General features: G+C 66.3%; 17 protein-coding genes and 1 tRNA gene. 8 read left to right on the top strand and 10 right to left on the bottom strand.

Features of this window, described 5'->3' with window-relative positions; translation table 11 throughout:
* Window positions 1–117 precede the first annotated feature (117 nt).
* The 5 genes from AC07XS_RS08780 (at window position 118) to AC07XS_RS08760 (ending at window position 8,099) form a co-directional block, all read left to right on the top strand.
* Window positions 118–194: transfer RNA gene (locus AC07XS_RS08780), tRNA-Met, on the top strand.
* Window positions 195–417: 223 nt separating this feature from the next.
* The gene (locus AC07XS_RS08775; protein ID WP_182714122.1) at window positions 418–1,500 is read left to right on the top strand and encodes a LacI family DNA-binding transcriptional regulator; all 1,083 of its coding nucleotides are present in this window, start codon (window positions 418–420) and stop codon (window positions 1,498–1,500) included.
* 209 nt (window positions 1,501–1,709) lie between these two features.
* Window positions 1,710–3,002: a glycoside hydrolase family 30 beta sandwich domain-containing protein gene (locus AC07XS_RS08770; RefSeq protein ID WP_321208032.1), complete on the top strand. Its 1,293-nt coding sequence runs from the start codon at window positions 1,710–1,712 to the stop codon at window positions 3,000–3,002.
* Between the two features lie 198 nt (window positions 3,003–3,200).
* Complete coding sequence (locus tag AC07XS_RS08765; RefSeq protein ID WP_321208031.1) at window positions 3,201–6,029, top strand: TonB-dependent receptor; 2,829 nt, start codon at window positions 3,201–3,203, stop codon at window positions 6,027–6,029.
* Window positions 6,030–6,128: 99 nt separating this feature from the next.
* Complete coding sequence (locus AC07XS_RS08760; RefSeq protein WP_182714119.1) at window positions 6,129–8,099, top strand: glycoside hydrolase family 3 protein; 1,971 nt, start codon at window positions 6,129–6,131, stop codon at window positions 8,097–8,099.
* A 96-nt stretch (window positions 8,100–8,195) separates the two neighbouring features.
* Here AC07XS_RS08760 and kduI read toward each other — a convergent pair whose 3' ends face one another.
* Together kduI and AC07XS_RS08750 are read right to left on the bottom strand one after the other, a co-directional pair.
* A complete protein-coding gene (gene kduI / locus AC07XS_RS08755; protein WP_182714131.1) occupies window positions 8,196–9,041 on the bottom strand; it encodes a 5-dehydro-4-deoxy-D-glucuronate isomerase in 846 nt (281 codons plus the stop codon).
* 63 nt (window positions 9,042–9,104) lie between these two features.
* Window positions 9,105–11,435, bottom strand: a complete 2,331-nt coding sequence (locus tag AC07XS_RS08750) for a glycoside hydrolase family 88 protein (protein WP_321208029.1) — start codon at window positions 11,433–11,435, stop codon at window positions 9,105–9,107.
* 235 nt (window positions 11,436–11,670) lie between these two features.
* Between AC07XS_RS08750 and AC07XS_RS08745 the strand changes: the two genes are divergently transcribed.
* Window positions 11,671–13,071 carry a glycosyl hydrolase family 28 protein gene (locus AC07XS_RS08745; RefSeq protein WP_182714118.1) on the top strand — a complete coding sequence of 467 codons (1,401 nt, stop codon included), beginning with the start codon at window positions 11,671–11,673 and terminating at the stop codon, window positions 13,069–13,071.
* A 99-nt stretch (window positions 13,072–13,170) separates the two neighbouring features.
* Here the strand turns inward: AC07XS_RS08745 and AC07XS_RS08740 are convergent, their stop codons facing one another.
* The 8 genes from AC07XS_RS08740 to rhmD form a co-directional block, all read right to left on the bottom strand.
* Window positions 13,171–15,903, bottom strand: coding sequence for a TonB-dependent receptor (locus tag AC07XS_RS08740; protein WP_182714117.1), 2,733 nt, complete (start codon window positions 15,901–15,903; stop codon window positions 13,171–13,173).
* A 155-nt stretch (window positions 15,904–16,058) separates the two neighbouring features.
* On the bottom strand, window positions 16,059–17,507 hold the full coding sequence (locus AC07XS_RS08735; RefSeq protein WP_321208028.1) for an oligogalacturonate lyase family protein: 1,449 nt from the start codon (window positions 17,505–17,507) through the stop codon (window positions 16,059–16,061).
* A gap of 23 nt (window positions 17,508–17,530) precedes the next feature.
* Complete coding sequence (locus AC07XS_RS08730) at window positions 17,531–19,810, bottom strand: hypothetical protein (protein WP_321208027.1); 2,280 nt, start codon at window positions 19,808–19,810, stop codon at window positions 17,531–17,533.
* Window positions 19,810–21,087, bottom strand: coding sequence for a sugar MFS transporter (locus AC07XS_RS08725; protein WP_182714116.1), 1,278 nt, complete (start codon window positions 21,085–21,087; stop codon window positions 19,810–19,812). Before AC07XS_RS08725 ends, AC07XS_RS08730 begins: the two co-directional genes overlap by 1 nt.
* Before the next feature lie 62 nt (window positions 21,088–21,149).
* A complete protein-coding gene (locus AC07XS_RS08720) occupies window positions 21,150–22,052 on the bottom strand; it encodes an amidohydrolase family protein (RefSeq protein ID WP_182714115.1) in 903 nt (300 codons plus the stop codon).
* A gap of 9 nt (window positions 22,053–22,061) precedes the next feature.
* The gene (locus tag AC07XS_RS08715; RefSeq protein ID WP_152949722.1) at window positions 22,062–22,814 is read right to left on the bottom strand and encodes an SDR family NAD(P)-dependent oxidoreductase; all 753 of its coding nucleotides are present in this window, start codon (window positions 22,812–22,814) and stop codon (window positions 22,062–22,064) included.
* Window positions 22,811–23,674, bottom strand: coding sequence for a 2,4-didehydro-3-deoxy-L-rhamnonate hydrolase (locus tag AC07XS_RS08710; RefSeq protein ID WP_182714114.1), 864 nt, complete (start codon window positions 23,672–23,674; stop codon window positions 22,811–22,813). The genes AC07XS_RS08715 and AC07XS_RS08710 overlap by 4 nt, the downstream gene beginning before the upstream one ends.
* A gap of 20 nt (window positions 23,675–23,694) precedes the next feature.
* Window positions 23,695–24,888: an L-rhamnonate dehydratase gene (rhmD, locus tag AC07XS_RS08705; protein WP_182714113.1), complete on the bottom strand. Its 1,194-nt coding sequence runs from the start codon at window positions 24,886–24,888 to the stop codon at window positions 23,695–23,697.
* Window positions 24,889–25,028: 140 nt separating this feature from the next.
* Here rhmD and AC07XS_RS08700 point away from each other — a divergent pair, with 140 nt between their 5' ends.
* On the top strand, window positions 25,029–25,835 hold the full coding sequence (locus AC07XS_RS08700; protein ID WP_182714112.1) for an IclR family transcriptional regulator: 807 nt from the start codon (window positions 25,029–25,031) through the stop codon (window positions 25,833–25,835).
* Between the two features lie 29 nt (window positions 25,836–25,864).
* Window positions 25,865–26,626, top strand: coding sequence for an L-rhamnose 1-dehydrogenase Lra1 (gene lra1, locus AC07XS_RS08695; protein ID WP_054765023.1), 762 nt, complete (start codon window positions 25,865–25,867; stop codon window positions 26,624–26,626).
* Window positions 26,627–26,635 lie beyond the last annotated feature (9 nt).

The following is a 26,635-nucleotide window of genomic DNA, read 5'->3' as shown; positions in this document are numbered from 1 at the left end:
CCAATGGTACTTCGTCTCAAGGCGCGGGAGAGTAGGTCGCCGCCGGGTCTACCAGGCGGACAGCCGATGATGAAAAATCCTTGTCGCACCCCTTCTTCCTCCACAAACCACCCCTGCCGCGGGATGGAGCAGCCCGGTAGCTCGTCAGGCTCATAACCTGAAGGTCGCAGGTTCAAATCCTGCTCCCGCACCCAAACAATCAAGCCGCTGGATCAACGATCTAGCGGCTTTTTGCTGCCTGAACCCCCAAGCCCGCGCCCCCCCCATCCCTGACCCGAACGCCCAGCGTCCCAGCAGCTGAAGTGAGGTTTGTTCTCGAGCGAACCCGCTCGACGGTCCTGGACGCAAGTCCGGTCTGGACTCAACGCTGGCTTGGCGCGCTCGATCGCTGCCGGCGGCCTTGCAGTCAGCGCCGCCATGAGCCATCCAGACAGGATGCGGACACCGGAGCAGGGGCGGGCGCCCAAGAAGCCCACAATCGACGATGTGGCGCGGCTGTCGGGCGTTGCGCGGACCACGGTGTCACGCGTCCTCAACGGCGGCCCCAATGTTCGCGATCCGGTGCGACGCAAGGTGCTGGAGGCTGTGAAGGCCCTGGACTACCGCGTCAATCCTCAGGCGCGGTCGCTGGCCGGCGGCGCCAGCGGTGTTCTGGCCCTGATCCTGGCCTCGGACCTGGATGCGGAGCCCAACTCCTTCTACGCCTCTGCGCTGGAGCTTGGCGCGATACGGGAATGCCTGCTGGCGGGCTTTCAACTGATCACCCGCCACGTGCCGCAGGATGATCCTGCGGCGGTCCAGCAGCTGTTGGAGATCGCGACCAGTCAGAGGTGCCAGGGGGTGATCTTGACGCCGCCCTTTTGCGACAACGTCGATCTGATCCGGCAACTCAGGACCAGAGGCGTTCACCTGGCCGCCGTGTCGCCCGGCGGCGACGGACGGGGGCTGGTCGACGCCGTCGGCATCGACGACGAGGCGGGAGGACGGGACATCGCCCGCCATCTGATCGATCTGGGCCATCGACGACTCGCTTATCTCAGTGGGATACCGGGCCATCTGTCCGCCAAGAGCCGTTTGGACGGCGTAAGGCGCGCGATGAGAGAAGCGGGGCTGGATGAGGCGGCCTTGGTGGTGGAGCCGGGCGACTTCACCTTCCGATCGGGCGGGTTAATCGCTTCGCGCCTCCTTTCGCTCAGCCCTCGCCCCACCGCTCTGATCTGCGCCAATGACGATATGGCCGCAGGCGCCCTGTCGGTGGCCCATGCGCGCGGCCTTCAGGTGCCGGGTGATCTGTCGATTTCCGGCTTCGACGACACGCCCGTCTCGGGCATCGTCTGGCCGCCCCTCACGACGGTGCACCAGCCGCTGAAGGAGATGGGCGGAGAGGCGGTCCGGCTGCTCTCGGGTCGGATCGCAGAAAGAGACGCCGGCGATTGGACCTTCCGCACCCTGCCGCATGCCGTGGTCGCGCGAGAATCGGCGGGAAGCTGGGCGGGATAAAAGGCTGGAAGCCTTGACGCGCTCGTTCTCGCCGTCATTATGGAAGCGCTTCCAATAAATCGACAGGCGCGTCAGACGTCCGCAGGGAGGAAGGCATGAAAGCTCACACGGCCGCGATTTGCGCCTTGTTTTTGGCTGCTTCAGGCGCGGCGGGATGCGCTTCGGCGCCGGATGGCGGCTGGATCACGACCGGGGACCAGTCCCGCCTCATGCAACACGAACCGCTGATGATGAGGCGGGCGGCTGTTCAGGCGACGGGCCAGGCGGTGCTTCTTGACCCGCAGACGCCGCTTCAAACCATTGTCGGCTTCGGCGCCGCCATAACGGATGCGTCGGCGTATCTTATCCAGAGCCGGATGACGCCCGCTCAACGCGACGCCCTGATGCGCGACCTGTTCGGCCGGGCGGACGGCGGGCTGGGGTTCGACTTCACGCGCGTGACGATCGGCGCGTCCGACTTTTCGCGGAGCCACTACAGCCTCGCAGATCAAGCCGATCCCTCGCTGGCGGGGTTTTCGGTCGCCCCCATGGCTGCGGAGGTGTTCCCCACGGTTCGCCAGGCCCTGGCGATCAATCCTCAGCTCAAGATCATGGCCACGCCGTGGAGCGCGCCGGGCTGGATGAAGACGACGGGCTCCTTGATCCAGGGAGAGTTGAAGCCCCAATACTATTCGACCTATGCCGAGTATCTGACGCGCTATATTGCAGAGGCTGCGGCAGAGGGCGTGCCGACCCACTATATCAGCATTCAGAACGAGCCTGACTTCGAGCCCGACTCCTATCCCGGCATGCGGTGGGGACCACAGGGGCGCGCGACGTTCATCGGGCGGGACTTGGGACCCCGACTGGAGCGGTCGGGGGTGGAGACGAAGATCCTCGACTGGGATCACAACTGGGACAAGCCGGAGCAGCCCTTGGGCGTATTGGCCGACCCTGAGGCCCGGGCCTATGTCTCCGGCGTCGCCTGGCATTGCTATGCAGGCGACGTCTCGGCCCAGTCGAAAGTGTTCGACGCCTATCCCGACAAGGACGTCTTCTTCACGGAATGCTCCGGCGGCGAGTGGGCCCCCGCCTTCAAGGACAGCTTCGTCTGGACCATGAAGAGCCTGATCATCGGCGCAGTGGAAAACCATGCGCGCGGCGTTCTGATGTGGAACATCGCCCTGGACGAAAACCATGGTCCGCACGCGGGCGGATGCAGTGACTGCCGCGGCGTGGTGACGATCGACAGCCGAACCGGCGCCGTTCAGAAGAACCAGGAATACTACGCCTTTGGGCACGCCAGCCGATTTGTACGCCAGGGCGCCAGGCGCGTGGAGGTGGCGAAACCGGAGGGGCTTGAGGCGGTCGGTTTCGTCAATCCGGATGGGCGACGGGTGCTGGTGGTCCTGAATCCGGCGGACGTTGAGGCGCGCTTCGATGTCGGCGAAGCGGGCCGGCGGGCCCAGGTCCTCCTGCCGGCCTCCAGCGCCGCCACCTACGTATGGAGCAGCCCGCGCTAAGGCCTATCTTGTCAAAAATGCAAAAGGTGGTAGCGTGTTGGAAGCGCTTCCAGTGAGCGCCAACAAAGAAGGACGCAGGCCCAAGGGGCGCTGCGCCGAGGAAACGTGAGGGGAGATCAAATGCGCAGCGCATTCGCTGGGGGCAGTTCCATTCGTTCAAACCAGGGTCGCCGTCGCCTCCGCGTCACGGCTTCGGCCTTGGCGCTGGCTTCCGTCCTGCCGACGGTCGCCGTCGCCCAAACCCAGACGCCGCCGTCGGGCGCCGACGCCGCTCCGACGGAGGTCGAGGAGATCGTCGTCACCGGTCTTCGGCGAGGACTGGCGGATTCGATTTCCATCAAACGGCGGGAAACTTCGATCGTCGAAGCGGTCTCGGCGGAGGATATCGGCAAGCTGCCCGATGTCTCCATCGCGGAATCCATCGCCCGTCTGCCTGGGTTGGCGGCTCAGCGCGTCAACGGCCGCGCCCAGGTGATTTCGATTCGGGGCCTGGCGCCGGATTTCACCACCACCCTGCTGAACGGGCGTCAACAGGCCAGTTCGGGCGACAACCGGGCGGTGGAATTTGACCAATATCCATCCGAACTACTGTCCGGCGTCGTCATCTATAAGACGCCGGACGCCGAGGTCTCGGGCATGGGGCTGTCCGGCACGGCGGATCTGCGGACCGTGCGGCCATTGACGTTCGGCGACCGCGCCGTGGCGGTCAACCTTCGCGGCGAGATGACCGAAGGCGACGCCCTCAACGATGATATCCGCAACTATGGCGGACGTTTCTCGGTCAGCTATATCGACCAGCTGGCGGACGGGACGCTTGGCATTGCGCTCGGATACGCCCACCTGGATTCCCCGTCGCAGAACAAACACTACAAGGCCTATGGTTATGAGTCGTTCGGCGGGGTCTGCGAACCCAGCGCGCCCGGATCGACCTGCACTGTCGATTCCGTCCAACCGGACAGCGCCGACACGGCCCTGCTGCTGAACGGACAGGAAATCTTCTCGACGTCACGCCTGAATCAGCGCGACGCGGTCATCGGCATTGTCGAATGGCGTCCGAACGAGCGGGTCCATTCGATCCTCGATCTCTACTATTCGAAATTCGAGCAGGAAGAGACCACGCGGGGCGCGCAGTGGTTTTCGAACGCCTGGGCTGACGACGCCTATTTTACGGGGGTCGTGACCGAGGATCGCGGCGGCTCGTCGTTCGGCCGCAGCGGCACGATCCACAACGCCGTTCCCATCATCCGCAACGACCGCAACACCCGCGAAGACGAGATTTTCTCGGTCGGCTTCAACACCCAGTACGAGCTGAACGACCGGACCCGCCTCGTCGCCGACCTGTCCTATTCGAACAATCGTCGCCGCGAGACCATTCTGGAAACCTACGCCGGCTATGGACGGGGGACGTTCGGCGTGACGCCATCGACGCCGAACGTCGGCCGCACCCTGGACGTCATTGACTTCACGGTGAACGACGACGGCTATCCGACCTATGCCGAAGGTCTGGACTATGCGGACGCCTCGCAGGTGTCGCTGGGTGACCGGGCGCCTTGGGGCGGCTGGGGCCACGACGGAGCCATTCGCTTCCCCGACGTCGAGGAGACCATCCAGTCCGCCGATCTGAAGATCGAGCGCGACATGGAGGGCTTCTTCAACACCTTCACGGCCGGCGTAAACTACGCCAAGCGCGAGAAGTCCAAGAGGGTCGATGATTATGACCTGTTCCTGAAGAATGGCCGGCAGCAGGTCTATGTTGACGCTCAGTATCTGGAAACGCCGGTGTCGCTGGACTGGGCCGGTTTCGGCAATGTCCTGGCCGTCGATCTGAGCCGTGCGCTTGACGTGTACTACGATCGCGCGCCGATCCTCGACGCCAACTATTTCGACAAGAACTGGGATATCGAAGAACAGGTCACCACGGCCTTCGTGAAGCTGGACTTCATGGGTGGTCGCTGGAGCGGCAATGTCGGCATGCAGGCCGTCGTCCAGAACCAGGAATCGACCGGCGTCGTGATCAACGGCACCGAGCCCGGCGCGCCGATCACGCCGATTTCCGTCACCAAGGGGGCGGACTATCTGGACATCCTGCCGAGCCTGAACCTGATCTATGATCTGGGCGGCGGGCATCGTCTCCGTTTCGCTGCGTCACGCACCATGGCGCGGCCGCGCATGGACGAGATGCGGGCCAATGTGACGCCGGGCTTCAACGCCCTGGTCTGCACGGGCCAGACCTGTCCGCCGGGTTCGACCGTCAATCCCTGGTCCGCCTCGGGCGGCAATCCGAACCTGGAGCCTTGGCGAGCGAACGCCTTCGACCTCGCCTATGAATGGTACGTCGACGCCACCACCTATCTGTCGATTGCCGGATTCTACAAGGATCTGGAGACTTACATCTATGTCCAGAACGGCACCTTCGACTTCACCGGCATACCCCTGCCGTCGACGGCGTCCTCTATTCCGGCGGGTGTGAACATCAGCCCGATCGGACAGATCAGCCTGCCGGCCAACGGCAATGGTGGAACGGTTCAGGGGCTTGAGGTCAGCGGCGCCTTGAACTTCGGTACGGTGTGGGCGCCGCTGGATGGACTGGGCTTGTTGGGCAGCATCTCCTTCACGGAGTCGGATCTGAATCCGGCTCCGGATGGACAGACGGTTCGCATCCCCGGCCTGTCCGGCACGGTCTACAACGTCACCGCCTACTACGAACGCGGCGGCTTCCAGGCGCGGATCAGCAAGCGGTTCCGCGAAGCCTTCAAGGGCGAGGTGGTGCAGTTGTTCGCGACGCGCGGCTACACCGAAATCCTGGACGACGAGCAGATCGACGCCCAGATCGGCTACACCTTCGAGGAAGGGCCTCTGGAGGGATTGGGCGTCCTGTTCCAGGTCAACAACCTGACCAACTCGCCCTATCGGACCCGCCTGGGTCTGGACAGCGGCGGCACGACGACGGCCGACGGCGGCTCCCTGCCGGAGACCTACGAGGAGTACGGTCGCCAGTTCCTGTTCGGCGTCAACTACCGGTTCTAGGGCGCCCCTCCCACGGCCCTGGACACTGGGGCGGGGCGGCCTGCCCGTCCCGCCCTCTCTATTCGCTCATTCGGCCCCTGTAGCATCGAGAGACGGCGCATGACCCTTCGCAAGACCAAGCTTCTATCCCTGCTGCTTCTGGCCGGGTGCGCCCTTGCGCCGATGAGCGCCGTCGGCCAGCAGACCGCCCCCGGTCAAAGTCTCCCGGACTGGCCGGCTCTGACCCCCGCCCACGCGCCGGACGCCGCCATGGAGACGCGGATCGCCCGGATCGTGGCGGGCATGACCCTGGCGCAGAAGATCGGTCAGATGACCCAGCCGGACGTCCGCTACATCACGCCCGAAGAGGTGACCCAGTATTACATCGGCTCGGTCCTGAACGGCGGCGGCGCCTGGCCCGCCATGAATAAGCACGCGACCGTCGCCGAATGGGCGGCCCTGTCGGACCGCTATCATGACGCCGCCCTCGCCACCGACATGGCGGTGAAGATCCCGCTGATCTGGGGTACGGACGCGGTGCACGGCCACAACAACGTCTCCGGCGCCACGCTTTTCCCCCACAATATCGGCCTGGGCGCCGCCCACGACTCCGATCTGATCGAGCGGATCGGCCGCGTTACCGCGCGCCAGGTGCGCGCCACCGGCATCACCTGGGTCTTCGCCCCCACCCTGGCGGTCGGCGAGAACCGCCGTTGGGGCCGCACCTATGAGAGCTATTCCAGCGATCCTCAGCAGGTCGCCGAATATGGCGAGGCCCTGGTCCGCGGGCTTCAGGGCGACCTGACCGGCGACGGCGACGTGGTCGCCACGGCCAAACACTATATGGGCGACGGCGGCACCTATAACGGTCAGGACCAGGGCGAGACCCGCGCCACCCGCGCGGAAATGATCAATCGCCACGCCGCCGGCTATTATTCGGCCATAGAGGCGGGCGTGCAGACGGTCATGGCCTCATACAGCAGCTGGGACGACGTCGCCGCCGGCCACGACTACGGCAAGATGCACGGCAGCCGCGAGATGCTGACCGATGTGCTGAAGGACCGGCTGGGCTTCGACGGCCTGGTGGTGTCTGACTGGAACGGGATCGAACAGGTGCCCGGCTGCGCCAAGGCCGAATGCGCCCAGGCGATCAACGCCGGCATCGACATGGTCATGGTCCCCGAAGACTGGAAGGCCTTCATCGGCAACACCATCGCTGACGTGGAAGCGGGGCGCATTCCAATGTCGCGCATCGACGACGCCGTGACGCGGATCCTGCGGGTCAAGATGCGGTCGGGCCTGTTCGAGCACGCGCCGTCGGAAAGCCGCTACAACGGCCGGGCGGAGGCCGTCGCCGCCGCAGACCTGGCGCGCGAGGCGGTGCGCAAGTCGGTCGTCCTTCTGAAGAATAACGAGTCCGCCCTGCCTCTGGTCCCGGGCGAGAAGATCCTGGTCGTGGGCGACAGCGCCGACAGCCTGTCCAACCAGACCGGCGGCTGGTCCCTGACCTGGCAGGGGACAGAAAACACAAATGCCGACTTCGCCACCGGCGCCACCCTGTTGCAGGCCCTGACGGCCCAGTTCGGCGCCGAGAACATCGTCTATTCCCGCGACGCGGTCGGGGTGGACGTGACCCGGTTCGCCAAGGTGGTGGTCGTCCTGGGCGAGACCCCCTATGCCGAGTACCACGGCGACGTCCGCTTCCCCGCGCCCGTCCAGTACAGCCATCGTCGACCGAACGACCTGGCCCTGCTGCATGCCGTCTCGGGCAAGGGGGTTCCAGTGGTGTCGGTGCTCTATTCGGGCCGTCCCGCCTATGTGAACGACCTGATCAACCTGTCCGACGCCTTCGTCGCCGCCTTCCTGCCGGGCACGGAGGGGGCGGGGCTGGCCGACGTCCTGTCCGGCGGGCCCTATGACTTCACCGGTCGTCTGTCCTTCGCTTGGCCGGGATCGGCTTGCAGCACCGGCGAGCATGAGGGCGAAGTGGTGCAGTTCGCGCGCGGCTATGGCCTCAGCTATGCGCGGCCGGTCCACATGAACCCTCTGCCCCTGCCGCCGACGCCTAACGTCTGCGACCCCATCGGATGATCGCCGCCCAGTAAGCCTGCGACCTGCGGCGGGGCCTCAATGGCGTGTCAGCCGAACAAGGTCGCAGGGCCGCCTGCGGAGACGCCAACCAGGCGGCTACTTCAGCTGGCAGAGATCCAGCTTGTCCATATCGGCATAGTCCAGGTTCTCGCCGCCCATGCCCCAGATGAAGGTGTAGTTGGAGGTGCCTGCGCCCATGTGGATGGACCACGGCGGGCTGATCACCGCTTCGCCGTCCTGGACGATGATGTGGCGCGTCTTGTCGGGCTGGCCCATGAAGTGGAACACTCGGTCTGTTTCGCTCAGGCCGAAATAGAGATAGGCCTCCGATCGGCGGTCATGCAGATGGGGCGGCATGGTGTTCCACACCGAACCGGTCTTCAGCACCGTAACGCCGAGCAGCAGTTGGCACGACTTGACCTTGCCCGGCACGATATACTGGTAGATCGTGCGTTCGTTGGAGGTCTCCAGCGCGCCCCTCTCCAGCGGCGTCGCCGCCTCGATGGGGATCCTGACCAGGTCGTAGCGGGCGTGGGCGGGGGTTGAGACCAGATAGAACCGCGCCGGATCAGCCGCGTCATCGGAGGCGAGGATCACCTCGGCGGCGCCCATCGGCACATAGAGGCCGTCGCGGAAGCCCAGTCGCACGGTCTCGTCGTCGATGATCGCCGAGCCTGCGCCCCCGATGTTGACGACGCCCAGTTCACGGGCGTGCAGGAACGGCTTGCCGGCCAGGGAGGCCGGCTCTGAGTGGCGGGGCAGAGCCAGCGGCGCGTCGGTCGGCACGGCGCCGCCGATGATCAGCCGCTCATGATGCGAATAGTTGAGGCTGATCCGGCCGGGCTGGAACAGGCCGGACACCAGATAGCGGTCGCGCAGCTGCTCATTGGTGGCGCCGTCCACCATGTCCGGATGAGTGGCCTGATAAACCTTGTCGTACATCTTGTCGTACATGTCGCTCTGCCTCGGTTCGGGTGCGGGGGGCGGGAGTGGGACCGGCCGCGTTCAGGGCGCCGGACGGAAGTCGAAGGCCTGATCGGCGGCGAAGGCCTCCCATGACCGGCGGTCGGAAAAGTCGAGGCCGCGGGACCAAGCCGAGCCCATATAGTAGACGAAGGGCCGGCCCGGCGTGACCCGCACCAGCATCAGATAGTTGTCCGCATCCTCGGCGAAGCCTTCGACCATCGACGGGTCGGCGACGACGGCTATGCCCAGGCTGCCGTGCTCGGGATCTTCCGGCTCCCAGAACATCATCCGCCCGCTTGCGGCGTCGCGGGTGACGAAGCCGGCGCCGTTGGCGTTCCGTCTCTTTGAGATGCCGATGCCGACGATCAGCGGGGCGTCGGAGTTCGAATTGAGCGTCGAGGTCATCCGGGTGAAGTTCGACCCCAGCGGCAGGCTGAACGCCCGCGTCTCCCAAACGTTGCGGACCACATCGACCGGCCAGGGGCGGTAGGTCACGCTGAACCGGGCCTCATCGCCGCCGGTGCGGGTGATGGCGTGGGTGGAGAAGTTGCGGCTGGTCCACAGCTTGTTGTCGTACCAGACGCCCAGGCCCCCTGCGCCGCGCCCGCGGCCGACGTCGTAATAGTCCAGCCCTTCACCCCGATCGACGTGGTAGTTCGGGAACTTCAGCTGGCGGTCCATGAAGGGATAGCGGACCCGCTTGGCCCAGACGTCGATCCCCGACCCGGACGGCGGTTCACGCCCCTCCAGGGCCGGACCATAGATGCGATGCGCGACCCGGTCGTTCTCCCACAACAGATCGTCCAGCCGATCGGGCGCGAAGCGTGCGACGGCGCGCGGCGTCTGCAGATCCGCCGGCGGCGGGGCCAGCGGCGCGATCGTCGAGGGGCGGCCCAGGACGGCGGGATCATAGGACAGGGCGGCGGTGGCCCGCATCTCGGCCTCGCGGCGGCGGATCTCTTCCGGTCCCCTCACGGTGACCGGAGCGGGCGGCGTCGGCGTGGTGGCGGCGATCACCTCAGCGGTGTCCCGCGCAGGCTCCGGCTCGGGCAGGGACTGGGCCGGTCCGTTCAGATCGGCGATCTCCAGCCCCGCCAGGATGTAGGTTCCGGTGGCGTAGAGGCCGGTGTCGTCCGCCGCCGTCGAGACCGGCTGGTCCCCCGTCTTCTGGGCGGCGCCCAACAGGCCGCTGGGCAGGACATGACGGTTCAGTGCGGCCCAGCCCTTCAGCACGTGGGGCAGATAGGCCTCTCGGTCCAGCAGGCCGTGATTGACGCCCCAGGCCAGGGCGTAGACGTAGAAGACCGAGCCGGAGGTTTCAGCCTCCGGATAGGCCCCCGGGTCCAGAAGGCTGGCGCGCCAAAGCCCGTCGTCTTGCTGCAGCTCGGCGATCCGTCCCGCCATCGTCTGAAACAGATCGACGTAGAAGGGGCGGCTCGGCAGGTCGGCCGGGACCGATTCCAGCCAGCGCGCCAACCCGCCCATGACCCAGCCGTTGGCCCGCGACCAATAGATGCGGTCGCCGTCGGCGTCGCGGTGGTCCTGGTCCTTGAACCGTTCGTCGCGCAGGAACAGGCGCTCCTCTGGGACCCAAAGCCGATCGGCCGTGCGCCGCCACTCCTTGTCGGCGGCGTTCAGATATTTGGGGTCGCCTGTGATGGCCGACATGCGCGCCAGAACCGGCGGCGCCATATAGAGGGCGTCGGCCCACCACCAGACCAGGGCGGGCGTCTCCTCCGTCCGCGCCAGATGGGGAACCTGCCAGTCCAGCCTCTGACGCAGAGGCATCAGAACGCCTTCCTGGCCGCGTCGCGCGTAAAGCTCTTCGTACAGATCGCCGATGGCGATGTCGTCGGCGTTCAGCAGGGTCTTGCCGGACCGGGCCCCGCGCAGGCTGTAATTATAGTGGTCGGCGACGGCGCTGAGGAACCGCAGCGTCTTCGGATCTTCCGTCACCCGCGCCAGGCGCGCCGCCCCCACATAGAAGGTCGCAGCCACCCAGTTGGACGACATCTGCGTCAGATTGCTGCCGGTCGACAGAGCGATCGGCTCGGCGGCCATGGCGGCGATCTGGGACGAGGCGACATAGTCCACCGCCGCCATCGTATCGCGGCGGGAGGGCAGGCCGGCGGCTTCCGTATAGAGGGTCGGCCGGGGCCGCGGGCTCAGCCAGTCCGCCTCGACGCCCGGCGGCAGTGCGGCCGCGCTCGAGCCGATCGCCTCAGACGCGGCCGGGACCGGGGTCAGGGTTTGGGACGCCGTCTGGGCCAGGGCCGGGCCGGTGAGGACGAGGGCGGTGATCAGGCCGGTGGTCAGGCCGGTGGTCAGGGCGGTCGTCAGCGCCAGACGGGTGCGCGAGGGCAGGTGCATTGGCTTTCCTCCGGCGGCGCGTGAAGGCGTCGCTCTCTCTTCGTTGTCGTTTGCGCCGGCGCGCGTGGTAACCGGTGTCCTTCCTGTGCGGCGCACGGCCGCACGCGCCGCTTCGGCTTGCCAGGACCATACCGTCCGCTATCGTGAGACGAAAGAGCAGAATATGGGAAGCGGCTTTCTGCGGTCAAATGGCCGCGCCCGGCTCCTCCCTTTGCAGAGTGCGAAAAGGCCCGCCATGAATCGTCGATCCCTGCTTCACCTCGGCCTGACCGGCGTCCTGACCTCGGCGGCGCCCGCCCTTCTGCCCGCCGTCGCCCGAGCGCAAGGCGGAAAAATTCATGATGCGGCGGACTTCGGCGCCGTCGGAGACGGCCAGACGATCAATACGCGCCCGATCCAGGCGGCCATCGACGCTGCGGCGGCCGAGGGCGGCGGCACGGTGGTGATCAGGCCCGGCCTCTACCTGTCGGGTTCGCTGTTCGTAAAGTCGGGCGTGACCCTGATGATCGGGCGAGGGGCGACGATCCGGGGCCTCAAGGACATCGCCGCCTATCCGATGATCCGGACCCGCGTGGCGGGGATCGAGATGGATTGGCCGGCCGCGCTGCTCAACATCTATCGTCAGCAGAATGCGAAGATCACCGGCGAGGGGCTGGTGGACGGCGACGGCCAGGTCTTTTGGGACAGCTATTGGGCGTTGCGGCGCGACTATGATCCGCGCGATCTGCGCTGGGCCGCCGACTATGACTGCCGCCGCCCGCGTCTGATCCATCTTTATGAGGCGGATCAGGCGGAGGTCTCGGGCCTCAATCTGGCGCGGTCGGGCTTCTGGACCGTCCACGTCTGCTATTCGCGCGACGTCACCGTTTCGGACCTGATCATCCGCAACAACATCGGCGGGCGCGGCCCGTCCACCGACGGGGTGGACATCGATTCCTCGGAACGCGTGCTGGTCGAGCGGTGCGACATCGCCGTCAATGACGACGCCCTGTGCATCAAGGCCGGGCGCGACTGGGACGGGCTGCGCGTGGCCCGGCCCTGCCGTCAGGTGCGGGTGAAGGACTGTGTCGTGCGCGACGCCTTGGCCGGCATGACCTTCGGCAGCGAAACCTCCGGCGGGTTCGAGGACATCGAGGTCTCGGGCCTCAGGATCGAATATCCGGTGCCGCTGGGGATCTTCTTCAAATCGGGCCACACGCGCGGCGGCGTCATCTCCAACATCCGCCTGCGCGACATCCATCTGCAGGACGTGCGCACCCTGTTCCGGGTCAACCTGAACTGGTACCCCAACTACAGCTACGCTCGGATTCCGCCTGGCGTCGCGGACGTCCCGGACTATTGGCGGGCGCTGGCGACGCCGGTGCCCCGCGACCGAGGCGTGCCGCGCATCCACGACGTCCGCCTGTCCGACATCAAGGCCGCGGGGGGCAAGGTTGGATTCGAGGCCGCCGCCTATCCCGAGGCGCCGCTGAAGGACTTCCTGTTCGAGCGCCTGGACTGGGACGTCCACGACGCCGGGACCATCGCCAACGCCCAGGGCTGGCGCTTCGTCGACTGCAACATCGACACCCTAGACGGCAAGGCGCCGCGTGTGACGGATTCGGCGCGCGTCGCGGGTCTGAGTGACAGGGCCTGAATCCAGCTTCCCACGGCCAGGCCAGGCGACAAAAAAGCGGGCCCGGAGCATTGCGCTCCGGGCCCAGTCAATTGCGCTGAAGAGGTCAGAGAGGGAAGGTCAGTACTTCCAGCGCAATCCCACGGCGATCTCTCGGCCGGTGTGACGGTAGTCGGACACGCGGTCCGCCACATCGACATAGCGATCGTTGTATTCGTCGGTCAGGTTGATCCCTTCCAGGGAGAAGGTCAGGTTGGGCGTGATGTCGTAGGACATCGAGGCGTCCAGATAGACCGTGTCGTTCATGCCCTCCTCGGAGTTGCCGTTGCTGCCTGGGAAGGACATCAGATAGCTGCTGCGATAGGCGGCCGAGGCGCGCGCCTGGAAGGAGCCCTTCTCGTAATAGAGGGTGGCGTTGACCGTATTCTTGGACTGGCCCGTAAGGCGGTTCTTGCCGGCGGCGCCGTAGTCGACCTCGGAGTCCACATAGGTGAAGTTGCCGATGAAACCGAAATTCGACCAGAAGCCAGGCAGGAAGGTGAAAGGCTGCTGATACTGAATCTCCAGCCCGTGCAGCGTGCCGCCCTGGCCGTTCAGCTTGCGCGTGACCTGGAAGACGTCCGTCGGGCGCGCCGCCCCCTGCAGCAGTTCGTCCGGCAGGCCCAGGTCGCTCCACACGATCGATTCCGTCACCGAGGTGATGAAGCTGTCGATGTCCTTGTAGAAGACGGCGGCGGCCAGCAGGCCCTCGTTCTGGAAGTACCACTCGACCGACATGTCGTAGTTGGTGGCGCGGAATGGATCGAGCAGCGGATTGCCGTAGGAGACGGTGCGGGTGGTGGGCGAAACGCCGCCGCCGGGGGTCAGATCGCCCAGCGAAGGCCGCGACATCACCTTGGCCGCGCCCAGCCGGATCACCAAGTCTTCGCGCGGCTCGATCGCCAGGTTGAACGACGGCAGCACGTCGTCATAGTCATTGTTGGCGGTGACGTATTCATAGGTCGGACCGGCCGGGGTGGTGATGGTCTGCCAGCCCTTGGATTCGACCTCGGTCCGGGCGTAGCGGACCCCGACGTTGCCCCGCACCGTCACGGCGCCCAGCTGGGTGTTGAAGTCGGTCTGAACGAAGACGCCCTGATCGGTTTCGTCCACTTCCCGCTCGCTGCGGTTGGGGGTCAATGGGTCGTCATAGACGCTCAGGAAGTCGGCGATCTTGCCGATGTCAGGCACGATGAAGTTGAGGCTGGAGCCCGCCGGCACGCCGATCTTGCCGTCGATGCTGACGATCTTGCCGATGGAGTCGACCCCGGTCAGACGGTCCGCGCCGACGGTTGCGGTGTTGGCCCGCGAAACACCGAAGTTGCTGAAACCATAGGTGCGGTATTCGCCGCCGAATTTGAAGGTGACCGCGTCGGACCAGTCGTATTCCAGCGCGCCGGCCGCGACCTGGTTGTCGAAGTCGCCGCCGCTGGTGCTGCGGGTCGCCTGGATCAGGGTGAAGTCTTCGCCCGAGGTGGTGTCGAAGCCGTAGTTGATCAGCGGCAGACGGTCGTCGCCTCGGAAGTCGATGGTGTAGCCGTCCACATCCGACTGCTCGAAGGCGTAGGCGACGTTCAGCGGGGTGCGAGCCTCCGACTTGTTGGCGCCCAGCTTCAGATTGCCGCGGAACCGGTCGGTGAAGTCGTGGCGGACGTTCAGCGAGGCCTGGGCGAAGGTGCTTTCATTTCGCGTGAAGCCGTTTTCCGACCGCACCAGGACATTGTCGAACACGCCGTAGGAGAAGGCGTTCTTGGAGGCGTCGATCGCATAGTCGCGCACGACGACGCTGTTCACCGCCGCGCGGCTGAAAGACCAGGCCTCCAGGTTCGGGCTTTCGAGTTCGGAGTTCAGGCGCGACCACAAAAGGTCCAGCGCCACCTCGGTGCGGGCGCTGGGCCGCCATTGAAGGGCGGCGGTCACGCCCAGGCGGTCCTCCTGGGTGTTGCCGAAGGTGTAGCGCGGAATGCGCGGATAAAAGGCGTTCAGCACCTCGGTGCGTTGGGCCGCCGTGGTGCAAGGGATGCAGCCGCCGAGGTTCTGACCCACGCCGTAGGGCCGGCTCGCGTCGCCCTGCTGCCAGCGGGTGGTGTTGAAGCTTTCCAGGATGGGCGACCGCTCGGAATAGGCGGCTGAGATCAGGGCGCCGAAGGTGCGGTCTTCATTGGTCCAGCTCAACAGACCGGCCAGGCGCGGCACCGTCTTTTCGGACAGGTCGTTATAGGAGCCCTGGACCGACAGGGCCGAGTTGAGGCCGCTGCCGCCGAAATCCATCGGCCGGCCGGTCTGCAGATCGACCGTGGCGCCCAGGGAGCCTTCTTCGATCTCAGCCGACTGAGTCTTGCGGACCTTGATGCTGTTGAACAGCTCCGAGGCGAACATGGAGAAGTCGAAGCTGCGGTTGCGACTGCCGCCGGACGCCGCCTGGGCTTCCAGGCCGTTGATGCGGGTGCGGGTGAAGTCCGAGCTCAGGCCCCGGACCGAAATGGTCGTGCCCTGGCCGTTCACCCGGTCGATGGTCACGCCGGGCAGCCGCTGGATGGCTTCGGCCAGGTTTTGATCCGGAAAATCGGCGATGTCCTCGGCCAGGATGGCGTCCACGGCGCCGGCCTCGCTGCGCTTGATGTTCAGCGCCTGCTGAAGGCTGGAGCGGAAGCCGGTGACGACAATGTCCTCGACCTGGGCTGCGGGCTGATCGGCGACCCCTGTCGGCACGGGCTCCTGCGGCGCCGTTTGCGCGACGGCCGGCAGCGCCAAAGACAGCGCCGCCAGGGATACGCCGACGGCGCACGAATTGCGGAGGTTGATCCGTTGCATCCTGTTCTCTCCCCATCCGGCGTCTGTGGCACCGGTGTCATTTCTTGGTATGGCGTCGCACATGATCGGACGCGAAACGTACCGTTTTGTGCAACAGCTTCTCGTATTTTGCAATACGTGGCGGATTTAGCCGGGCAAGGCTGGTTTGCGCCCTGTCAGTTTCGGGCGACAGAGGCCGCATAGACGTGATTGCGACCGTGCATGTTGGACACGAACAGCACCCACCGTCCGTCCGGCGTGAAGGTGACGTTGGGCTCCAGCCGATAGTCGTGGCGGCCCATGTCCACCAGCCGCTCGGTCCGCAGATATTCGACCGAGATCAGGTCGTCCTGATCGCTTTCGGGGTCATGATCGACCACCGGTTCCGGGCGCAGCAGCACCAGCCATTTGCCGTCCGGCGCATGGGCGACCATGTCCGCGTCGCCGCCGTCGCCGGCGAAGAAGCTCCCGTCGGGCGAGCTGTTAAAGTGCACCGACCAGCTGTTCTGCTCCAGGCGGCGATAGACGCGCTTTCCGGTTTGAAGGTCCACGGACGCCACCCAGAAGACCTGACCCCGCGGCGTCTGCAGATCATACAGGACCTGGCGTCCGTCAGGACTGAACCACTCGTGGCCGAAGATTTCGAAATTCATCGTCCGCTGATGCAGTTTGCGCAGTTCCGCGCCGTTCGTCTTGATCGTCCACATGCGATCGACCCGGTGCCAGGGTCCTTCGTGCGAGAAGATGATGCGCTCAGGGTCGGTGGGCGAGAACTGCGGATGGTTCAGCCAGTCTCTGGCCGCATGGACGACGCGGCGTTCGCCGGTCCGCAGATCAATGACGAACAACTCCATCGGCACGCGCGCGGCCCAGCGCTGAAGCATCCGCACGCCCTTGGCCTTGGCGAAGTTCAGCGGGCGGCCGTCGGGGCCGACGGCGGCGTACTCGGCCTGTCCTGCGCGGCGATTGCGCGGATCGGCGGCGTCGGGCTGGAGCGGCGCGTCGCCATAGGCCACCGTCCCGACCACCAGGGTCTCGTCGGCGTTGATCGAACTGAACTGGCCCTGTTCGATCCGGGCCAGACGTCGGGTGCGGCCCGTGTCGATATCGACGGCGAACAGGGTGCGCGGCCGATCGGTGGGCTGGCCTTCGCCGGCATCAGAGACAGTATAGTAGGCGGTCCGCGTCTTGCGGCCCGTGACCATCAGGTCCGCGTCCGGGTCGGCCACCAGCACAGATCGTCGAAAGCCGTTGTCGAGCTCGACCTTGATGATGCCCTGGGGCGAGGAGAAGAGCAGAACATCACCCTGGGGCGTGAAGCTGTTGCGGTAGAAGTAGAGCTTGCTCCCGCCCTCGTCTCCCGACAGGCGCACAATGCGATGGCCGGTCTTGGGGTCGATCCAGTCGGTCGGAACCGGCCCCTCCCAGGTCGGCCAGGGCGGCGGCGCCTCGCTGGCCTGATGGATGGGCGGGGCGGTGTTGGGCGCTGGGAAGACCGGCGCGCCGGCCGGCCCGGCCTGGGGCGGCCCTGCCTGCGTCGTCGCGGCCTGGGCCTGGCCGGCAAGCACGCCGGCGGCGGGGGCGGCCAACAGGGCCTTGAGGGCGGAGCGTCTGGAGGTCGTCATGGGGGCGATCCTGTCTTTCGGGTTCAGGGGGCGGGCGTCAGGCCTTCGACCCGCACGGTCCAGCCCTCCTTGGGGAAGCCGGGCGCGTGGCCGCTGGACCCGTCCCATCCGGCGGCCATCAGGCCGACAGCCATGAGTAAGGAGCCGTTGGACGGGAAGTAGGCTTCCGCCGCGCGACGATAGCCGGGGCCGTCGGGATTGACGGCCATCTGGACTCCCCCGGCTCCCGCCGAGACGGGCACCAGCTCGTCGGCGTGCTCGTCCAGATGGACGCGCGGGGTCATGCCGGTGACGCCCCACTGATTGTTCTTCAGGTCCGCAAACAGCCAGTCCACGGCCTTGTCGGGTTCACCGAGGCGGGCAGCGGTCATGGCCATCATGGGGAAGTCCCATCCCCAGGTCTGGCGCACGTCCCAGTTCCGCTCCACCGCTTCGAAGGTGCGGCGCATGGCGGCCGGGTCGATGCGAGCGCCTGGGATGAAGCCGTACGCCATCAGGAAGGAGGGGTGATCGCGGTTCTTGCATTGAGCCGCCGCAGCGTGTCTGCGGCAGGCGTCGGACATGGCGGTCTCCCAGAAGTCCGGCACGTTTTCGACCGGCAGATAGAGGCCGTCCTTCATCGGCGGCGGCGCCATCCTGGCCAGGGCCTGATCCCAGTCGGCGCGGCGGGCCTGGCCCTTGCGTTCGCGCCAGGCCTGCGCGGTTTCCAGCCCCCAACGGAAATACTCGACCTCGAAGGCGGGGTTCATCGTGGTCAGGGGATCATAGTTTTCCTGCGCCGGAATCATCGGCGGTCCCAGGTTCAGCCGGCCGTCGCGTTCGATGGGCCAGGAGGCCAGGAGGTCGGCGGTGGCCTCGACTAACTCGCCGTATCGATCCAGTACGGCGGGATCTTTCTCTGCCCGCCACACCAGCTCGGCCAGCAGGATCGGATGCGGCTGCTGCCACATGATGAAGGGCGAGACGAGGCTGGGGCTGTTGCGGCCCTCGGGTCCGACCATCTTGGGCCACCAGGCGCCCTTGACCCGGTGGCGGGCGGCCTCGGCGCGGGCCTGGTCCAGATGGCCGACATACCAGGGCAGACTCCGCTCCAGCATGTCGGCATGCCCCCACATGGCCTGCCAGCCGGCGTGCCAGGGGTGCATTTCCAGGTGGAACTTGCCGTACCAGCTGTTGGAGAACAGACCCTCTTCCTGGGGCGGCAGTTCGCCGGCGCCGTTCAGGGCCGAGAGGTATTGCGACAGGACCACGCGGCGCTCCAACTCGGATGCGCGGGGATCGGAGGAACCGCTGAAATCCACAGCGCCGCCCTGGGTCCAGAACCCGTTCCAGTGGGCGGCCGTCGCCTGGACGCCGGCGCTGTAGGCCGGTGTCGCGGGCGCTCGCTCCTGCTGATCGAAGCGGACCATGACGGTCAGCCGGTCGCGACCGGCGGCGACCGCTCGGAAGGCGTCGGCGCCGGCTTGCTCGATCTCACCGGACGCGGTGATGCCGGAATAATAGCGGGTGTCGTCGAGGGTGCGGCGAATGCGGACGTCGCCCGCGTCTTGAGCGACGACGGTCAGGCTTTGGGCTCCCGAGGCGTCAAACGACGTCGGATCGGGATTGATGGCGGGGGCGACGCTTGGATAGCGGACCTGCACGCCCAGGCCTCGCGTGGAGACCAAGGGGGAGACGATCTCGACCATCACCATGTCCAGGGTCGGGTGGACGCGGGTGACGACCTCGACCGGCTGGCCGTCATAGGTAAAGCGGCTGGTCAGGGTCCCAGACCACAGGTCCAGCGTCTGGCGGGTGTGAGCGACCTTGGCGAATTCCAGCGGCCCGCCGTCGGCGAAGGTCAGGCCGATGCGACTGAGAGAGAACCGATGCGGATTGGCCCGCAGCCAGGTGTAGGCGGGCTGGGTTTCGGCCACCGCCCACGACTTCATCCAGGCATAGGGTTGTTCCCCCCGTCCCGGCACGGGCACGTCGATCAGGCCGTCCTGTTCGGTATAGCCGTTCGGATTGGGAAAGCTGTGCCAGGCCCACTGCGCCATGGTCAGCAGGGGGGACAGTTCCGAATACTGTTCCGGAAAGGTCTGCAACCCCGTGATGTCGGCGGTGAAGCCCAGGTTCCCATTGCCCAGCATGATCGGCGCATGAGGGTCTATCGAGGTCAGCGTCACATTATGGCGCGTGACCAGGGCGTGTCGGTCGATCGGCGCGACGGGCGCGAAGGCGACGGGCGCGACCGTCTGGGCGCAGGCCGCGGTGGGGCCGGCCAGCAGGGTGAAGGCGAGAAGGGCGGCGCGAAAACCCATCACTTCGCCTCCGCCTTCAGTCCCAAGCCTGCGCCCTTCCATCCGTACCAGGCGACGACCGCGAAACAGACCGCAGGCATCAGGAAGGCGACGTTGGCGCCGTAGAGGTCGGCGATCCTGCCCATAGGCCACGGCAGCAGCACGCCGCCGCCGATCGCCATGACCATCAAGGAGGACGCCCGTTTTGTGCTTGCGCCCAGTCCGGTCGTGCCCAATGCGAAGATGGTCGCGAACATCGTCGACATGAAGAAGAAGACGGCGATCAGGGCGACCGGCGACACGACATTGATCCCGGCCGCCACGATCAGGGTCAGGACGACATTGATCAGGCCGTAAGCCGTCAGCAGGGCGCGCGGCCTGATCTTCAGCAGCAGGGCGGTGGCGAAGAAGCGGCCCACCAGATAGCCGATCGCGGCCAGGGACAGCATGAAGGCGCCCTGTTGCGACGTCAGGCCCTGCCAGTTGTGGGTCACCAGATTGATGAAGTAGGCGCCGATGCCGACCTGGGCGCCGATATAGAGGGCCTGGGTGACCACGCCGGCGACGAAGTGCGGCTGTTTCGACAGGGGCAGGGCGGGGCCGTCGCCCTCGGCTGCGCCATGGTCCGACAGGCCGGTCTCCGGCAGGCGGGCGCGCCAGACGGCCAGGGCGAACAGGACGACGCCGACGGCGATCAGGCCGTAGACGATCTGGATCGAGCGGGTCGCCCCGCCCAGGGCCTGGGTCGTCGTCGGGCTGAAGAAGACGGCGCCGCCGATCAGCGGCCCGAAGAAGACGCCCAGCGCATTGAACGACTGGGCCAGGTTCAGGCGCTGAGACGCCTTGGCCGGATCGCCCAGGACGTTGACGTAGGTGTCGGCGCTGGTTTCCAGAATGCACAGGCCGGCGGCCAGAACGAACATGGATCCGACGAAGGGCAGGAAGGCCCCTGCGCCCGCCGCCGGGATGAACAGCAGGGCGCCGATCGCGGTGACGGCCAGGCCCGACACGATGCCGAACTTGTAGCCCCGGGCGTGCAGCAGCATGCCCGCCGGAATCGACAGCAGCAGATAGGCCCCGAAATAGGCGATCTGCAGCCAGGCGCTGTCGGCCTGGCTGATGCTGAGCGTCTCCTGGAAATGCTTGTTCAGCACGTCCAGCAGGCCATAGGCCAGGCCCCAGATCAGGAAGCAGGCGATGGCGAAGGCCAGCGGGCCCTTCAAGGAACCGGCAGGCCCCGAAACTGAGGGCTGGGCCAGACCTCCGGGGGTGTGGGCGGCGTCGGTCTCGATGACCATTGGGGCTCTCCTGGTGTTTCTCGCGGGCCTGGCCGTCTTTTCGCGGCCTCGGCGGGTGGGTGTCAGATGCGGTAGATCGCCTCGGCGTTGGCGGCGAACAGGCGGTCGCGCTCTTCGGCCGAGAAGTCGGCCGTGATCGCGTCGAAGGCGGAATAGAAGGCGTCGAAGGTTCCGTGGACCCGCTCGACCGGGAAGTCGGAGGCGAACATGGCCCGCTCGGTCCCGAAGGCGTCGATACACTCCAGGACGACGGGGCGAATGCTGTCGGGGGTCCAGGCGCGGTCGGTGATGCCGAGGCCGGAAATCTTGATCGAGACCTGGGGTTGGGCGGCCAGCAGGCGCAGACCCCGCTTCCAGCGCTCCATTCCCGCTGCGTCTCGGTCGGTCGGCAGTCCGGCGTGATTGACGATCATCGAAATGTCGGGGTGACGCGCGGCGATGATGGCGGCGGCCGCCATCTGCGACGGATAGAGCTGGAGGTCGAACGACAGGCCGTGCCGCGCCAGTTTCGCGAAGCCCGCCACCCACTGCGGATCTCGCAACAGGTCTCGGTCGGTATAGGTTTTCAGCGGATCCTCGTGCCAGCAGACGATCTGGCGCACGCCGCGCACGTTCGCGCGGGCGGCGTGAGCCTCCAGCAGGGCGTCCAGGTGTGGGTCAAGCATGTCGGCGCCGGCGACGATCGCGTGTGGATAACCGGTGTCATCGGCGAGCGATTGTAGCCAGTCTGTTTCGGCCAGTTGCCGGCCTACCGGCTGGCCGGCCTCGACGTGAACGATCTTTTCCACACGCCAGCCGGCTGTATCGGCCAGATAGTCGTCCAGCAGATAGTTCGCGTTGGCGATGGACGACATGTCCCCGGCTGGATTGTTCGGCAGGGGATCGTCCTGAAGCCAGCCGTAGCGCGCCCGTGACAGGTCCCACAGATGGACGTGGGAATCGACGATGCGGAGATCCGAGCCCACCGCGTACACTCAGTAGGTCGTGCGCCCGCCAGACGTATCGAACGTCGAGGCGGTGGTGAAGCTGCACTCTTCGGAGGCCATGAAGCAGACCATGGCGGCGCTCTCCTCGACCTCGCCCAGGCGCCCCATGGGGATTTTGGAGCGCATATAGTCGACCTGGCTCTGGGGCAGTTGCTCCAGGATCGGGCTTTCGAAGGTGGCGGGGGTCAGGCTGTTGGCGATGACGCCCTTGCCGGCCAGTTCCTTGCCCAGAGACTTGGTGAAGCCGATCACCCCCGCCTTTGACGCCGAATAGGCGCTGGCGTTGGGATTGCCTTCCTTGCCCGCGACCGAGGCCACATTGACGATCCGGCCGTAGCCGTTCGCCAGCATGAAGGGCACGACGGCGCGGCAGCAGTAGAAGACGCCGTTCAGATTGATGTCCACGACCCGCTTCCAGCTGTCGATCGGAAACTCTTGCACCGGCGCGGTGGCGCCCGTGACGCCGGCGGAGGCGACCAGGATGTCGATGCGGCCGCCCAGGGCCGCGTTCGAAGTCTCGGCGGCCGACGCGACCGCCTCGGGATCGGCCACGTCCAGGGCCACGGTCGTCACGGCGCCGACCTCAGCTGCGGCGGCCTTAAGCGTGTCCGCGTTCAGATCCCACAGCACCACCCGGCCGCCCTCGGCGACGATGCGGGCGGCGGCGGCCTTGCCCAGGCCCGAGGCGCCGCCGGTCACGACGGCGGCCCGGCCCGCAAAACGTCCTTCATAGGCGCTCATGCGACCAGATCCCTGGACCAGGCGACCACGGCCTGACGCTGGCTGCCCAGCTTGTCGATGCCCAGCTCCATCACGTCGCCGGCCTTGAGGTAGAAGGGTTCGGGCTTCTGGCCCAGGCCCACGCCGGGCGGGGTGCCGGTGGTGATCAGATCCCCCGGCTCCAGCGTCATGAACTGGCTGACGTAGGACACGATCTCGGCGACGCCGAAGATCATGGTCCGGGTGTTGCCGGTCTGCATCCGCTTGCCGTTCAGGTCCAGCCACATGTCCAGGTTCTGGACGTCGCCGACCTCGTCGGGGGTGACGATCCAGGGGCCGACCGGACCGAAGGTGTCGCACCCCTTGCCCTTGTCCCAGGTGCCGCCGCGCTCGGTCTGGAAGGCGCGCTCGGACACGTCGTTGATCAGCACATAGCCGGCCACATGATCCAGGGCGTCGGCCTGTTCGACGTAAGACGCGCGCTTGCCGACGACGATGCCCAGCTCGACCTCCCAGTCGGTCTTCTCAGAGCCGCGCGGGATGACGACCGTGTCGTTCGGTCCCTGAAGGCAGGACACCGCCTTGGCGAAGACGACGGGCTCCGACGGAATGGGCAGGTTGGATTCCTCGGCATGGTCGGCGAAGTTCAGGCCGATGGCGATGAATTTACGCACGCCGTTCACCGGCACGCCGTAACGCGGCTGACCTTCGACTACCGGCAAGCCGGCGGGATCGACGGCCTTCAGCGCGGCCAGACCTTTGCCCCACAGCTGGTCGGGCGTGATGTCGGCGACCACGCCGGACAGGTCTCGGATGCGGCCCTCCGCATCCAGCAGGCCGGGCTTTTCCTGGCCCCTGGGGCCGTAGCGAAGCAGTTTCATGAGACGGGGGGGACTCTCGATTAGCGGGCGTAGGGGCGGTGCAGGGCGATGTCGCGGTTCAGCTCCACGCCGAAGCCTGGCGTGTCGGGAACCTTGAGCCTGCCGTTGACCGGCACGGGTTCGCCGATCAGCTGCGGATGGAACATGGGCACGACTTCGTCGGCGCCGGGAGCCATCATCAGGAACTCGGCGAACGGGCTGTTATGGCGCGTGACCACGAAGTGGTAGGAATAGACGCTGGACCCGTGCGGGATCATCAGCACGCCCTTGGCGTCGGCCAGGGCGGAGATCTTCTGCAGTTCGGTGACGCCGCCGCACCAGCCGACGTCCGGCTGGATGATGTCGCAGCATTCCATTTCCAGCAGCATGCGGAAGCCCCAGCGGGTCGCCTCATGTTCGCCGGTGGTCACCCGCATCCCCTTGGGGGCGTTCTTCTTCAGCGCCTGATAGCCCCAGTAGTCGTCGGGGCTCAGCGCCTCCTCGATCCACTTCAGACCCAGTTTGTGCGCCTCATGGGCCAGGCGGGTGGCGTAGTTCAGGTCCAGCGCCATCCAGCAGTCGAACATCAGCCAGAAGTCGTCGCCGCAGGCGTTCCGCATGGCCTCCAGCTCGGCAAGGTTTTTGTGCAGGCCCTCCTCGCCCTCGGCAGGGCCGTGGTGCAGGGGCATCTTGCCGCCGATGAAACCCAATTCCTTGGCTTTGTCGGGCCGGGCGCCGGTGGCGTAGAAGGTCAGTTCGTCGCGCACGGCCCCGCCCAGCATGGCGAAGACCGGTTCCTGGCGCAGTCGGCCCAACAGGTCCCACAGGGCCAGATCGACGCCCGAGATGGCGTTCACCACCAGACCCTTGCGACCGTAATACTGGGTGGAGAAATACATCTGGTCCCAGATCTTCTCGACCTCGGACGGATCGCGGCCTTCCAGGAAGCGGGCCAGGTGTTTTTCGACGATATAGGCGGCGGGTTCGCCCCCGGTCGTGACCGCGAAACCGACGACGCCGTTCTCGGCCTCGATCTCGACGACCAGCGTGCCCAGTACATTGATGCCGAAGCTGCGGCGGCTCTGACGATACTCGGGATATTTCGCCATAGGCGTGGCGATATGGTCGTCGATCCAGTGGCCGTCGCCCTGATCGTGATAGTCGGCGCCGCCGCCGGTCCCGTCGTTCTTAACGACGAAGGCGCGGACATGCTTGATCCGGGGAAGGCGGCTCATTGCGGACCTGCCAAAAAGCGGCAATCCTCTCCCATATTTCGGGATTTCACTGGCTTTCCTCCCTGCGACACGCCAAGGTTCCCTGCATAGCTTTGGACGACTTGCGCGTTTTGCTACATTCTGAGAATGAGGATTACGAAATGGGACGAACGGCGTCAATCAAGACCATGCAGGTCGCAGGTGAAGACGAGGCGGGGGCCAAGGCGTCCGGCAGCCAGACCCTGCTGCGCGGTCTGGATGTCATCGACGCCTTGATCGAAGGCTCTCTGCCGCTGGCCGAACTGTCGGAAAAGCTGGATCTGACCCGCAGCACCACCCACCGTCTGGCCTCGGCCCTGGTCGAGCGTCGTCTGCTGTCGTTCCGGCCGCGCGAGGGCTATTCCCTGGGGCCGAAACTACTGGAGCTGGGGCACGCCGCCAGCCAGCAGATGCATCTGCCGCGCGTCGCCCGACCCTGGCTGGAGCAGCTGTCGGCGGCCACCGACGACACCGTGCATCTGGGCGTGCTGGACGGCCGTCATGCCCTCTATCTGGACAAGGTGGCCGGACGTCGCCGCATCAACATCGGTTCGCGCCTGGGCGAACGTCACCCCATCGCCTCGACCGGCCTGGGCAAGGCGCTGATCCTGGACAAGACCGAGGCGGAGTGGATCGATTTCTACGCCGAGCCGGACGCCAAGTTCGACTCGGCCGCGCGCGCCGTCTGGCTGGAGCGGATGCGCGGCTATGCCCAGAAGGGCTACGCCTTCGATCTTGAGGAGAACGAAGACCAGATCCGCTGCGTCGCCGCTCCGATCCGCTCGGTCGACGGCCGAATCGTCGCGGCCCTCAGCGTCTCCTCGGCCGCTCAATACATGTCCGACGCGCGAATGAGCGAACTGACCAAGACCGTGACGGAGGCCGCTGACGCCATCAGCGCCGACCTCGGCTGGTCGCCCAAAACCTGATCCAAACCCACAGAACCGCTGGAGCCCCCATGCTGCTTGAGAACAAGGTCGTCCTGATCACCGGGGCGTCGCGAGGCATCGGACGGGCGACCGCGATCGAGGCCGCGCGCCAGGGCGCAGACGTGGCGATCAACACCTTTCGCGACGCCGAGGCCGCCGCAGATGTCGTCGCCGAGATCGAGCGGCTGGGCCGCCGGGCCGTCGCCGTCGACGGCGATGTGGCCTTGCCGGACAGCGCCGCCGACTTCATCGACCGGTCGGTTCAGGCCCTGGGGCGGGTGGACGTCTTCGTCTCCAATGCCGGGATCTGCCCCTTCCACGCCTTCCTGGACATGCCGGTCGAGACCCTGCGCCGAACCATGGAGGTCAATCTGCACGGGGCCTATTTCATGACCCAGGCCGCCGCCAACCAGATGGTGAAGCAGGGCGACGGCGGGGCCATCGTGGCGATCAGCTCCATCTCCGCCCTGGTCGGCGGCGAGATGCAGACCCACTACACCCCGACCAAGGCCGGGGTTCACAGTCTGATGCAGTCCTGCGCCGTGGCCCTGGGCCAATACGGCATTCGCTGCAACTCGGTCCTGCCCGGCACCATCGCCACCGACATCAATAAGGACGACCTGTCCGATCCCGCCAAGCGGACCTATATGGAAGGGCGGATTCCGCTGGGTCGGCTGGGTCGGCCCGAGGACATCGCCTCGGTGGTCGCCTTCCTGGCTTCGGACATGGCGGGCTACATGTCCGGCGCCGCCCTGCTGGTGGATGGCGGGGCGTTCGCGAACTTTCAGTAAGACAGACCC

The sequence above is a fragment of the Brevundimonas sp. GW456-12-10-14-LB3 genome, assembly GCF_059424365.1.
Note: the sequence above shows the minus strand (reverse complement) of the source record. Positions and strands in the feature narration are given on the sequence as shown.